Source organism: Mesorhizobium amorphae CCNWGS0123, assembly GCF_001686985.1.
GTDB lineage: Bacteria > Pseudomonadota > Alphaproteobacteria > Rhizobiales > Rhizobiaceae > Mesorhizobium > Mesorhizobium amorphae.
The window spans coordinates 5798779-5811564 of sequence record NZ_CP015318.1; the positions used below are offsets into that span (position 1 = coordinate 5798779).

Annotated in this window: 9 protein-coding genes; 6 read left to right on the plus strand and 3 right to left on the minus strand. The window is 61.6% G+C overall.

The window, feature by feature from the left end; translation table 11 throughout:
- Positions 1 to 181: 181 nt before the first annotated feature.
- Positions 182 to 1573, minus strand: a complete 1392-nt coding sequence (eglC, locus tag A6B35_RS27270) for an endo-1,3-1,4-beta-glycanase EglC (RefSeq protein ID WP_006204063.1) — start codon at positions 1571 to 1573, stop codon at positions 182 to 184.
- Between the two features lie 229 nt (positions 1574 to 1802).
- Positions 1803 to 2678 (minus strand): AraC family transcriptional regulator, encoded by an 876-nt coding sequence (locus tag A6B35_RS27275; protein ID WP_040583332.1) that lies wholly within the window; start codon positions 2676 to 2678, stop codon positions 1803 to 1805.
- A 218-nt stretch (positions 2679 to 2896) separates the two neighbouring features.
- On the opposite strand from A6B35_RS27275, the gene melA (A6B35_RS27280) reads away from it, so the two are divergent.
- The 6 genes from melA (A6B35_RS27280) to melA (A6B35_RS27305) all read left to right on the plus strand — a co-directional run bounded on the left by melA (A6B35_RS27280) (position 2897) and on the right by melA (A6B35_RS27305) (position 11879).
- Entirely contained in the window at positions 2897 to 4363 is a 1467-nt protein-coding gene (melA, locus tag A6B35_RS27280) for an alpha-glucosidase/alpha-galactosidase (RefSeq protein WP_006204061.1), read from the plus strand.
- 118 nt (positions 4364 to 4481) lie between these two features.
- Positions 4482 to 6566 carry an ABC transporter substrate-binding protein gene (locus tag A6B35_RS27285; protein ID WP_065518322.1) on the plus strand — a complete coding sequence of 695 codons (2085 nt, stop codon included), beginning with the start codon at positions 4482 to 4484 and terminating at the stop codon, positions 6564 to 6566.
- Positions 6567 to 6660: 94 nt separating this feature from the next.
- A complete protein-coding gene (locus A6B35_RS27290; RefSeq protein WP_006204059.1) occupies positions 6661 to 7668 on the plus strand; it encodes an ABC transporter permease in 1008 nt (335 codons plus the stop codon).
- A 1-nt stretch (position 7669) separates the two neighbouring features.
- Positions 7670 to 8809 carry an ABC transporter permease gene (locus A6B35_RS27295; protein WP_006204058.1) on the plus strand — a complete coding sequence of 380 codons (1140 nt, stop codon included), beginning with the start codon at positions 7670 to 7672 and terminating at the stop codon, positions 8807 to 8809.
- 10 nt (positions 8810 to 8819) lie between these two features.
- Complete coding sequence (locus A6B35_RS27300) at positions 8820 to 10487, plus strand: ABC transporter ATP-binding protein (protein WP_006204057.1); 1668 nt, start codon at positions 8820 to 8822, stop codon at positions 10485 to 10487.
- Between the two features lie 21 nt (positions 10488 to 10508).
- On the plus strand, positions 10509 to 11879 hold the full coding sequence (gene melA, locus A6B35_RS27305) for an alpha-glucosidase/alpha-galactosidase (RefSeq protein WP_006204056.1): 1371 nt from the start codon (positions 10509 to 10511) through the stop codon (positions 11877 to 11879).
- Positions 11880 to 11949: 70 nt separating this feature from the next.
- On the opposite strand, the gene A6B35_RS27310 is transcribed toward melA (A6B35_RS27305), so the two are convergent.
- Positions 11950 to 12783 (minus strand): GNAT family N-acetyltransferase, encoded by an 834-nt coding sequence (locus A6B35_RS27310; protein ID WP_006204055.1) that lies wholly within the window; start codon positions 12781 to 12783, stop codon positions 11950 to 11952.
- Between the last annotated feature and the right edge of the window lie 3 nt (positions 12784 to 12786).

Below are 12786 nucleotides of genomic sequence, written 5' to 3' on the forward strand. Positions count from 1 at the left end.
CGCAGCCTCCCCTCAAGGCGCTTCCGGGACCCTGGTCCCGCCATTGACCCTCGCATAAATCCGCTTGGATGCAACGCGCTTTAGAGCAATTCAGGCAAAATGCGCAGAGGTTTTCCGTCCGGAATTGCGTAAAAACAAAGAGTTAGAGCGGGTCGACGATCCTATCAATAGCTGAACCGCTCTAGACAAACCAATCGCTCAGCGCGTAGGCATGGATATAGTCGATCTTCATTTCCGCTGGCGTCGCGAGCCCGTCGGCGGGCGTTCCCGCGATGCCGCCAACCGCCAGATCGACCAGCATGTACATCGGGTCGTGCATGTCGGCAGGCGTTGCCGCACGGGCAACTTCGACGTCGTCGAAATACCAGACGAGTTCGTCTTCCGTCCACAGCACCCCGTATGTGTGGAACCCTTCGGTATTCGCGGCAAAGGCCGTCGAGGCCACTGTCGTTTGACTTCCCGTCTCGTTCGAGTGGCTTGTCAAAAGGAGCTTGTTTGGATCCTGACCGGTCATCTCGATGACATCCAGTTCCGGTGGCCAGGAGCCGTCCTCCGGCAGAAGCCAGAAGGCCGGCCATACGCCTTGCTTTTCGGGCATGTCGGCCCGAATTTCGAAATAGCCGTAGGTCTGTGCGAAGGATTCGTAGGTCGTCAGCAAGCCTGAGGTGTATTGATAGTTGTTTATGTAAGGCTTGATCGCCTCGGGAGCCCGGGCAGCGGTAATCGTGAGAACACCGTTATTGATGCTGAACGGGTTGACGGTACTCGTCGGTGCGTAGCTGGTATCGATATACCATTGAAGCTCATTGTTGCCCGTGAGCGAGCTGCCGTTCGCGCCTCCCCACCAGAAGTTCGAGTCCCAGGTGCCGCTCGAGCCGTTCCACAGGCTCAGCGTGTTGAACTCGTCCGCGAAGGTGAGTTCCAGATGCGACCTGTCGAGGGCCAGATCGAACTGGCTTGCAGTGAACTGGTCGACGGTCTTGTTGGCGAAGACGAGAAACTCGGTGTCGGACAGGTTAAGCCGGACGTTTGCTCCCGACTGGACCATCTTGGCCTGCACCTGCTCGAACGAGTTGAAGCCGTAGCTCCCGATGCGCACAGTATCCGTGGCGCCAAAGTCGAGGATCAGGTCACTACCGTTGCCGGGAGCCACGACGAAAGTATCCGCCCCGGATCCACCCTTGAGAACGTCATCGCCCTTCAAGCCGTCGAGTGTCTGTTGGCCGGAGCCGCCGGTAATGATGTTGTTCGCCGCGTTTCCGAAAGCATAGTGTTTGTCGCCCGTGACCGTCAGGTTCTCGAAATTCGCTGGCAGCCTGTAACTCATCCAGGTCGAGATGGTGTCGACACCCTCATTGGCCAGTTCGACCGCCTTGTTCTTCGTGGAATACAGATAGTAAATGTCGTCGCCCTTGCCGCCATACATCGTCACGCTGACGCTGGCGTCGCCGTAGATCGAGTCGTTGTAGATGCTGCCATAAAGTGCCGGGCCGGAATTCGTCGCCGAGTACCACTTTGTCGAGGACCCGCTGTAGGGGAGTGCGACGCCCTTGGCGTTCAGGACGGTGGCCATTCTGGTCTCCTCGTCTCGCTTCGATGCAGGCCCTAGCATCTATGGCAAGCAAGAGAAGCCAACCCCTTATTTGGTCGTCGACTTAGGAGAGTTACCAGGAACTTAACACGCAGGTTGTCCGGCCGCCCTCATTGCCTTGAATGCATAAGGATTGCGCCGCCAGCACTTTTTTTGGTCACGAGTCGGTGCAATCCGTGCGTCGCGACTGCGGCTTGGATGGACATCCCATCTAACGGTGGTTGCCCATGCTGGCATACATGCCGGTGGTGCGGAATTGCGTCGGGTTGGTGCCGTACAAGCGGCGGAAGACTTTCGAAAAGTAGTTGGCGTCTTCGAAGCCGCACATGATGGCCACCTCCTTCACCGGCAGGAAATCGGCTTTCGTCAAGAGTTTCGCCGCCCGCTGCAGCCGCTGCTGCAGCACGAATTCGGCGGGTGGAATGCCTTCGCTCTCGGCAAAGCAGCGCGAGAAATGCGCACGGCTCAGCCCGCTGATCTCGGCGAGATCGGCAACGCGGAGCGGCCTGTCGAGATTGGCCTTGATGTAGTCGACCACCGGCTGCATGGCACTCTTCTCGTCGGCAAAGGCATGCGAGCCGAAGACATCGTCATAGAGCGCCATCGCCGCCTCGTAGGCCACGGCCGACGCAGCTCCGGGCGTGACCGCTCCCGTGATCAGGCGCACGCTGCAGTCGGCGAGATGATCGATCGTCGACGGCTGCAGCCGCAGCACCGGACCAACCGCGGAAAGGATCGACTTGTGGATGCGCAGCGCCTCCTCGCCGTTCATCGAAATCCAGAAATATTCCCAGCGTTCGCCCTTGGCGAGCCAATAGCGGTGGTTGTGCGGCACCAGGACCAGCAGCGTATCGCCCGTTTGCAGGCGGTAGTTCCGGCTCTCGTAGCGCAGCCGGCCAGTGCCGCTGATCGTATGCTGGAGCACCGTAAACGGCGTCTGGCCGCGCCTGCGCCCGTCCCAGTCATAGACCTCGTTCTCGCGCACTTCATAACCGGCGCTTGTCGGCATGGTGTGCAGGCGCTGGCGGCCGCGCGGCAGCGAGACGGTCCTGGCCGACGGCCCGGTGTCGATCAACTTTCGCAGCACAAAATTACCCCTGAAAGCATAATCCTTCTCTGGTCGCTTGCTCGATTAGGCGCATAATGCGTTACGAAAAGCAAAACCAACCGCAGTGCAAAACAAATAGCGGTCGAGGAACGGACAGGAGGAGACGCCGGATTCCGGCTTGTCTTGGCCACATGCCCCGGCATGTGGATCGGACCTCTTTTCACCGCCCTTGCCCAACTTTTTTCGAGGCCAGGCAGATGAGTTTCAAGATCGCTATCATCGGCGCGGGGAGCGTCGGCTTCACCAAGAAGCTCTTCACCGACATCCTGTGCGTTCCCGAATTCCAGGATATCGAATTCGCGCTGACCGACCTCAGCGACCACAACCTCCAGATGATCAAGGCGATCCTCGACCGGATCGTCGAGGCCAACAGACTGCCCACGAGGGTCACGGCGACCACCGACCGTCGCAAGGCGCTCGAAGGCGCCCGCTACGTGATCAGCTGCGTGCGGGTTGGCGGGCTCGAAGCCTATGCCGACGACATCCGCATTCCCTTGAAATATGGCATCGACCAGTGCGTCGGCGATACGATCTGCGCCGGCGGCATCCTCTACGGCCAGCGCAACATTCCGGTCATTCTCGATTTCTGCAAGGACATTCGCGAGTTTGCCGAGCCTGGCGCGAAATTCCTGAACTATGCCAACCCGATGGCCATGAACACCTGGGCGGCGATCGAATATGGCAAGGTCGATACGGTCGGCCTCTGCCACGGTGTCCAGCACGGCGCCGAACAAATCGCCGAAGTGCTCGGCGCCAAATCCCACAGCGAACTCGACTACATCTGCTCCGGCATCAACCACCAGACCTGGTTCATCGATCTTCGCCTCAACGGCCGCAGGATCGGCAAGGACGAACTGGTCGCCGCTTTCGAGGCGCATCCGGTCTATTCGCAGCAGGAAAAGCTGCGCATCGACGTCCTGAAGCGCTTCGGCGTCTATTCGACCGAAAGCAACGGCCACCTGTCCGAATACCTTCCCTGGTATCGCAAGCGGCCCGACGAAATCACCCGCTGGATCGACATGTCCGACTGGATCCATGGCGAGACCGGCGGCTACCTGCGCTACTCGACCGAAACGCGCAACTGGTTCGAGACGGAATTCCCGCAGTTTCTCGAGGCGGCATCGAAGCCGATCGACCCTGCCAAACGCTCCAACGAGCATGCCAGCCATATTCTGGAAGCGCTGGAGACGAACCGCGTCTATCGCGGCCATTTCAACGTCAAGAACAATGGCGTCATCACCAACCTGCCGCAGGACGCGATCATCGAGTCGCCCGGCTTCGTCGATCGCTTCGGCATCAACATGACCTCTGGCATCACGCTGCCGGAAGCCTGCGCCGCCACCTGCATTTCCTCGATCAACGTCCAGCGCATGTCAGTGCATGCGGCGATCAGCGGCGACATCGACCTGCTGAAGCTCGCCGTGCTGCATGATCCGCTGGTCGGTGCCGTGTCGACGCCGGAGGAAGTCTGGCAGATGGTCGACGAGATGGTCGTCGCCCAGGCCCGCTGGCTGCCGCAATACGCAGATGCAATTCCGGCCGCCAAGGAGCGGCTATCGAAATCCAAGATCCGGACCAGGGAATGGGCGGGTGCCGCGCGGCGCGACGTCCGCTCGATCGAGGAATTGCGCGCCGAAAAAGCGGCCCTGAAACAGGCCGTCTGAGTTTCACGCAGCATAGCGGCGAATTTCCGGGAGGAAGACGCAGCCACAGCGCATGCAATTCGTTCGAGGAGAAATGGAGCGGCGTAAAGCACGCTCCCAACAAATGGGAGGAAAGACGATGAGGAATTTCCGCAACATCAGCATTTTAGCAGGGCTGGCGCTGAGCGTATCCGCCACGGCGCTGAGTGCCTACGCATCCGAACCGACCGTGCCGCCGGCGCCGGCGCAATTCCCCGCCGAAGGGAAAATCAAATATGTCGCGCGCGACTCCATTCTGGAGTTCAAGGCGCTGCCCGAGTACCACGAACCCGACTGGGTCACCGAGAAATACGTCAAGGCCGGCAAGCTGCCACCCGTCAAGGATCGGTTGCCGAAGGAGCCGCTGGTCTTCAAGACCGGCAACATGCCGGACGGCATCGGCGTCTATGGCGACACCATGCGCCATGTCATCGGCGGCCGGCCGGAAGGCTGGAACTATGGCGCCGGCCAGACGCAAGGCTGGGGCGGCATCGATATCGGCCTTTCCGAATGCCTGACCCGCACCGCGCCGCTGTTCCAGGTCGAGGCCAAGGACACCGAGCCGCTGCCGAACCTGGCCAAGAGCTGGGATTGGTCGACGGACGGCCACAAGCTGACCATGCATCTGATCGAAGGCGCGAAGTGGTCGGACGGCGTTCCCTTCAATGCCGACGACGTCATGTTCTACTGGGACGACGAAGTCGTCGACCCCAATGTCTCGCCGCTCAATGGCGCCACCCCGGAAACCTTCGGCGTCGGCACGACGCTGAAGAAGATCGATGACTACACCGTCGAATGGACCTTCAAGGACGCCTTCCCGAAGCAGTACCTCTACGCCATGGCCTACGGCACCTTCTGCCCGGGTCCGGCGCACATCCTGAAGCCGCAGCATCCGAAATATTCGAAGAACACCTACGAGCAGTTCAAGAACGCCTTCCCGCCGGAATACATGAACCTTCCCGTGATGGGCGCCTGGGTGCCGGTTGAGTACCGCCCGGACGACATCATCGTCATGCGCCGCAATCCCTACTATTGGAAGGTCGACGAGAAGGGCAACCAGCTCCCCTATCTCAACGAACTGCACTACAAGCTGTCGACCTGGGCCGACCGCGACGTTCAGGCGGTGGCGGGGTCGGGCGACTTTTCCAACCTCGAACAGCCGGAGAACTTCGTTGCCTCGCTGAAGCGTGCGGCGGATAAGGATGCGCCGGCCCGCCTTGCCTTCGGCCCGCGCCTGATCGGCTACAATCTGCGCATGAACTTCTCGGCCAATGGCTGGGGCAACCCGGATGAACGCGGCCAGGCAATCCGCGAACTGAACCGCAACGAGGACTTCCGCAAGGCCGTCACCATGGCGCTCGACCGCAAGGCGCTCGGCGACTCGCTGGTCAAGGGTCCGTTCACAGCGATCTATCCGGGCGGCTTCTCCTCGGGCACCAGCTTCTATGACCGCAATTCGACCGTCTACTATCCATTCGATCTCGAAGGCGCTAAGGCGGAACTCGCCAAGGCAGGCCTGAAGGACACGGATGGCGACGGCTTCGTCAATTTCCCGGCTGGCACCGCCGGCGGCAAGAATGTCGAGATCGTCATGCTCGTCAACAACGACTACACCACCGACAAGAGCCTTGCCGAAGGTGTCGTCGGCCAGATGGAAAAACTCGGGCTTCGGGTGGTGCTGAATGGGCTGAACGGTACCCAGCGCGACGCCTCGCAATATTCCGGCCGCTTCGACTGGCTGGTAAGGCGCAATGACCAGGAGTTGACGTCTGTGGTGCAGAACACCGAGCAGCTTGCTCCTGTCGGCCCGAAGACCAGCTGGAACCACCGGGCGCCGGAAAGCGGCGAAGTCGACCTGATGCCGTTCGAGAAAGATCTCGTCGACATCGTCAACAAGTTCGTCGCGTCCGACGACAATGACGAGCGCGCCAGCCTTATGAAGCAGTTCCAGAAGATCTCGACGGAACATGTCTACAATGTCGGGCTGACCGAATATCCGGGCGCATTGATCATCAACAAGCGCTTCTCGAATATCCCGCAGGGAACGCCGATCTTCATGTTCAACTGGGCTGAGGACACAATCGTCCGCGAGCGGGTCTTTGTCGCCGCCGACAAGCAGCAGAAATACGAACTGTTCCCCGAGCAATTGCCCGGAAAGCCCGGGGACAAGGGTACGACGAACTGAGTTTCCTCCCTGACTGCGAAGTACCCTGGCCGCGCTGCGGCGCGGCCGGGGTCAACGATACCTGAACCCGAGAGCAAGGAAGAGAAACGGTCCGATGCTGCGATTCCTGATGATACGCATAGCATCCGCAATACCGGTTCTCGTCATTCTGAGCCTGGTCACCTTCGCCATCATCCAGGCGCCGCCCGGCGACTACGCCGACTACATCCGCTCCCAGCTCATCAACCAGGGCGGAGCCTCCTTCGCCGAGGCCGACGCGCAGGCACAGGCCTACCGGGTCGAGCACGGTCTCGATAAGCCGATGCCGGTCCAGTATTTCAACTGGATCACCGGCATCGTCACCCGCGGTGATTTCGGCTACAGCCTCTACTACAACAAGCCGGTCGCCGACGTTGTCGGCGAACGCCTGCCACGCACCTTGCTGCTCGCGCTTGTCTGCCATCTGTTAGCTTCGGTTCTGGGCATCACATTCGGGATCTGGGCGGCGACCAGGCAGTACAGCTGGATCGACAGCGCGCTGTCGGCCGTCTCCTTCCTCGGCATGACGGTGCCGCGCTTCCTGATGGCGCTGATCATCGTCTATCTGCTGGTCTTTCAGTTCAACGTGTCCGAGATCGGCAGCTTTTTTTCCCCGCAGTATGGCGGCGCGCCTTGGTCCTGGGCGAAGTTCGTCGACCTCGTCAAACATGTCTGGCCGGTGGTGGCGATCGCCACCTTCGGCGGGCTCGCCTACAACATGCGCGTCATGCGCGGCAATCTGCTCGACACGCTGAACGCGCAATATGTCGAGACCGCCCGTGCCAAGGGCCTGAGCGGCAGTGCGGTGGTCATGCGCCATGCGGTGCCCAATGCGCTGCATCCATTGGTAATGTATCAGGGCGTGGTGCTGCCCTACATGCTCACCGGCGAGATCGAGACCGCGATCATCTTCGCCCTGCCAACCGTCGGTCCGGCGATCGTCGGTTCGATGGCGGTCGGCGACGTCTATGTCACCGCGACCTTCATGATGGTGCTGTCGGCGACGCTGATCGTCGGCAACATCATCGCTGATATGCTGCTCGCCCTGCTCGACCCCCGTGTCCGCCAGTACGGAGGCGCCTGAGATGCTTGCCCGCGAGCCCTCGCTGCCGCCACCGCCCGAAATATCGGTCGAGAAAGAGAAACGGCCACACGGCAATGAGAGCTATCTCGCGCTCGTCTGGCGCCGCCTGAGACGATCCTGGACCGGCATGGCCGGGCTCATCCTCGTCGTGCTGCTGGTCCTGATGGCGGTGTTTGCCGATTTCTTCGCACCCATGGACCCCAAGGTCACCGACGTCGGTTTCGCCCCGCCGCAAATGATGAGCTTCCATGACAAGGACGGCAATTTCGTTTTCCAGCCGCGCGTCTATGCGCTGGCGGATTCCGCGGAGCTCGACCCCGTCACCTTCCAGCCGGTCGTCGGACCGGACTATGACAATCCGCGCCTGCTCGGCTTCTTCGTCAAGGGCGCCGACTACAGGCTGCTTGGCCTGATCCCCGCGAACCGGCACTTCTTCGCCTCGACCGACGGCCAGCCGGTGCATTTCCTCGGCACCGACAAATTCGGCCGCGACGTGCTGGCCCGCGCCATCTATGGCTCGCGCATTTCCTTGATGATCGCGCTGACCGTGGTCTTCATCGTCACCGTGATCGGCACCACCGTCGGCATGGTGTCGGGCTATTTCGGTGGCACGTTCGATGTCTGGGTGCAGCGCTTCGTCGAACTGGTGCTCGCCTTCCCGCAATTGCCGCTCTATCTCGCGCTGACCTCGCTGGTCCCGGTGACGGCGCCGACCAATGTCTTCCTCGCTTTCGTCATCATCATCATGTCGGCGCTCGGCTGGGCGCAGATGTCGCGTGAAGTCCGCGGCAAGACGCTGGCGCTCGCACGCATAGACTACGTTCGCGCAGCGATGGCGGTCGGCGCCACCGATCGTCGCATCATCATGCAGCATATTTTCCCGAACGTGATGAGCCACGTCATCGTCGCCGTCACCCTGGCGATCCCGAGTGTCGTGCTGCTTGAATCGTTCCTGGGCTTTCTCGGTTTCGCCGTGAAGCCGCCGCTGATCTCATGGGGGCTGATGCTGCAGGACACCGCGACCTACTCGGTCATCGGCACCTATCCCTGGATCCTCGCCCCAGTCGGCTTCGTGCTTGTGACCGTCTTCGCCTTCAACGCGCTTGGCGATGGGCTGCGCGATGCAGTCGATCCGTATTGAGGGGGATGTGATGGCTGTCGCGCTCGTCAATACCTTCGCACCGCCTGTCCGGCTCGACCATGCCGGGCGTTCGGAAAACCCTGTCATCGATGCCCGTAGCATCGCCGTCGACTTCAAGGTCGAGGACGGTATGGTCCAGGCCGTCAAGGACATCTCCTTCCAGCTCTATCGTGGCGAGACCATCGCCATCGTCGGCGAATCCGGTTCGGGCAAATCGGTGACGGCGCGCACGGTCATGGGCCTGCTGTCCAAACGCGCGGTCGTGTCGCCGAAATCGACCGTCGAATATGACGGGCAAAACATCCTGAAGTTTTCCGAGCGGGCCCGGCGCAAACTGCGCGGCGACCGCATCTCGATGATCTTCCAGGAACCGATGAGCTCGCTCAACCCGATCTACACGATCGGCAGCCAGATCGTCGAAGCAATCCGGGTGCATCGCAGGACGAGCCGCAGGCAGGCAGAGGCACGCGCGCTCGAACTTCTGCAGCAGGTGCAGATCCCCGACCCCGCGGCGCGGCTGAAACAATATCCGCACCAGCTTTCTGGCGGTCAGCGCCAGCGTGTGATGATCGCCATGGCTTTAGCCAACGATCCGGACGTGCTGATCGCCGACGAGCCGACGACAGCGCTCGACGTCACCGTCCAGGCGCAGATCCTCAACCTCATTCGCAACCTGCAGCAGAAATTGCGGATGGCGGTGATCCTGATCACCCACGACCTGACCGTGGTGCGCAAGTTCTCCGACTACGTCTACGTCATGCAGCACGGGGCGATGTGCGAGCACAATGTGACGGAAAGGCTTTTCGCCAGTCCGCAGCATCCTTACACACAGCACCTGCTTGGGTCCGAGCCGCGCGGCCAGGCCAATCCGCTGCCGGAAGGGTCCGACATCATTCTCGATGCCAAGCGCGTTCGCGTTTCCTTCATGCTGCGGCATGGCACCTTCTTCAAGCCTGACTGGCGCGAACTCGTCGCCGTCGACAGTCTCGACCTCACCCTTCGCCGCCACGAGACGCTGGGGCTGGTCGGCGAATCCGGATCCGGCAAGACGACTTTTGGCGAGGCGCTGCTCAGGCTCAACAACGCCACCAGCGGCGAGATCCATTTCGACGGCCAGCCCATCCATGGCAGATCGCGATCGCAGATGCGGCCTTTGCGCTCGCGCATGCAGGTCGTATTCCAGGATCCGTTCTCATCGCTCAACCCGCGCATGACGATCGGCCAGATCATCGAGGAAGGGCTGATTGTCAACAGCATCGGCGCCACCAGGAACGATCGCATCGAACGGGTGCGCGATGCGCTGGTCAGCGCCGGCATGCCGGGCAACATCCTGTCGCGCTTCCCGCATGAGTTTTCCGGCGGCCAGCGCCAGCGCATCGCCATTGCCCGCGCCATCGCGCTGGAGCCCGAATTCATCGTGCTCGACGAGCCGACATCGGCGCTCGACCTCTCGGTCCAGGCGCAGATCATCGAACTGCTGCGCAAGCTGCAGCGCGAACGGGGTCTCAGCTACCTCTTCATCTCGCACGATCTCAAGGTCGTGCGGGCGCTCTGTCACCGCGTGATCGTCATGCAGCACGGCAAGATCATGGAAGAAGGCCCCGTCAACGAAGTTCTATCCAATCCCAAAACCGCTTACACGGAACGGCTCGTCAAAGCCGCTTTCGAGGTAGCCTGATTGCATATGCCGGAGACTGTTATGGCAAGAAATCCCAAGATCGCATTCATCGGAGCTGGCTCCACCGTTTTCATGAAAAACATCGTCGGCGACGTGCTGCAGCGTCCCTCGTTGTCCGGTGCGACGATCGCGCTGATGGACCTCAACCCGCAGCGCCTCGAAGAGAGCGCCATCGTCGTCAACAAGCTGATCTCGACGCTCGGGGTAAAGGCCAAAGCCGAGACCTACACCGACCAGCGCAGAGCGCTGGCGGGTGCCGATTTCGTCGTCGTCGCCTTCCAGATCGGCGGCTACGTGCCGTGCACGGTCACCGACTTCGAAGTTCCGAAAAAATACGGCCTGCGCCAGACCATCGCCGACACGCTCGGCGTCGGCGGCATCATGCGTGGCTTGAGAACAGTGCCGCATCTGTGGAAGATCTGCGAGGACATGCTCGCCGTCTGCCCGCAGGCGATCATGCTGCAGTATGTGAACCCGATGGCGATCAATACCTGGGCGATCGCCGAGAAATACCCTGACATCAAGCAGGTCGGCCTTTGCCATTCCGTGCAGGGCACTGCGATGGAGCTGGCGCACGATCTCGACATTCCCTACGAGGAAATCCGCTACCGCTCGGCCGGCATCAACCACATGGCATTTTATCTCAAGTTCGAGCATCGCCAGCCGGACGGCTCCTACCGCAACCTCTATCCGGATCTCGTGCGCGCCTACCGCGAAGGCCGCGCGCCGAAACCCGGCTGGAATCCGCGCTGCCCGAACAAGGTGCGCTACGAAATGCTGACGCGCCTCGGCTATTTCGTCACCGAAAGCTCGGAACATTTTGCCGAATACACGCCCTATTTCATCAAGGAAGGGCGCGAGGATCTGATCGAGAAATTCGGCATCCCGCTCGACGAATATCCGAAGCGCTGCATCGAGCAGATCGAGCGCTGGAAAGGACAGGCGGAAGCCTACCGCTCCGCCGAGAAGATCGAGGTCGAGCAGTCGAAGGAATACGCCTCCTCGATCATGAATTCGGTGTGGACGGGCGAGCCCTCCGTGATCTACGGCAACGTCCGCAACAATGGCTGCATCACCTCATTGCCCGAAAATTGCGCGGCCGAAGTGCCGTGCCTCGTGGATGCCTCCGGCATCCAGCCAACCTTCATCGGCGCGTTGCCGCCGCAGCTGACGGCGCTGATCCGCACCAACATCAATGTGCAGGAACTGACGGTCCAGGCCCTGATGACGGAGAACCGCGAGCATATCTACCACGCGGCGATGATGGACCCGCACACGGCGGCCGAACTCGACCTCGACCAGATATGGTCGCTGGTCGATGAACTGCTCGCGACGCATGGCGACTGGTTGCCCGCCTGGGCGCGCAAGACGCCCGGGGTCCGGGCGGCCTGACAATTGCCGCCAATCAGACCGGCTGGTCCCTGCTGCCACGCGTCGCATGGAATGCATGGCTAGGTCTGGATCAGCCCAGTTCCAGGGTCGTGATCCCGAACACCTTTGACGAGGCAATCCTGGGCACGGCTCCCCGGTACATGCGGGTTGTCGTGAAGCCTGGTCTCAAGCCGCCCGCCTGAAGCGCGGCGATGAAACCGCTTTTGGCCGCCGGCACGTCGATGTGAAGCGCGTCCCCCGCCATCGGCGTTGCCAGCACCCCTAGCAACTGCAAAGCGACGTGCGTGTCGTCGGCGAAGAGCGGTCCGACCTTGAACCCCTCCTTGCACTGGCGAGCTACGCCATAGCCGCAAACCCTTCCCGAATTCACCGCCACAAACCCGACACGCGGCGGCTGCAGCCATCCGCCGAGAAAAGCTTGCCGCGGCGCCGGGAAACAGCCGCGGTCATAAGCCAGGATGTCGGCGATGGGCTCGGCCGCCACCGGTCTGATGTTACCACCGCCGGCGAGGCCGGCGACACGCCCGCTGTAGCGGACGGTCTCATAGGCTGGCACGAACCCCATGCGCCGGTAGTTGGCCCGCTGCTCTGCGACGCCGTCGAGCCCGACACTGCGGTTGCCGAGCCGCACCATGCCGGCGTCCCAGACCGCCTTGCCATGCCCCTCGCCGCGCCGGTCCGGGCGGCAGATATAGAGGCCGATGAAGCCGAAGCCGGCGCCGTAGCCGACGGCCGAAATGCCGGCCACCATCTTGCCATCGACGAAGGCGCCGATGAAACCCTCGGGGTCGGCCGCCTGGAATACGGCGGCATCGCCGAGACCGGGATTCCAGCCCTCGGCCGCCGCCCAGTCGACAAGCGTTTCAACCTCCTTTGAGGTCAGGGTCCGGATCGTTCGGGGCATTTG

What these genes read in the sequence shown, in the direction of transcription:
- melA (WP_006204056.1), top strand. Translation starts at nt 10,509, where the DNA reads ATGGCAAGAAATCCCAAGATCGCATTCATCGGAGCTGGCTCCACCGTT.
- melA (WP_006204061.1), top strand. Translation starts at nt 2,897, where the DNA reads ATGAGTTTCAAGATCGCTATCATCGGCGCGGGGAGCGTCGGCTTCACC.
- A6B35_RS27300 (WP_006204057.1), top strand. Translation starts at nt 8,820, where the DNA reads ATGGCTGTCGCGCTCGTCAATACCTTCGCACCGCCTGTCCGGCTCGAC.
- eglC (WP_006204063.1), bottom strand. Translation starts at nt 1,573, where the DNA reads ATGGCCACCGTCCTGAACGCCAAGGGCGTCGCACTCCCCTACAGCGGG.
- A6B35_RS27290 (WP_006204059.1), top strand. Translation starts at nt 6,661, where the DNA reads ATGCTGCGATTCCTGATGATACGCATAGCATCCGCAATACCGGTTCTC.
- A6B35_RS27310 (WP_006204055.1), bottom strand. Translation starts at nt 12,783, where the DNA reads ATGCCCCGAACGATCCGGACCCTGACCTCAAAGGAGGTTGAAACGCTT.
- A6B35_RS27285 (WP_065518322.1), top strand. Translation starts at nt 4,482, where the DNA reads ATGAGGAATTTCCGCAACATCAGCATTTTAGCAGGGCTGGCGCTGAGC.
- A6B35_RS27295 (WP_006204058.1), top strand. Translation starts at nt 7,670, where the DNA reads ATGCTTGCCCGCGAGCCCTCGCTGCCGCCACCGCCCGAAATATCGGTC.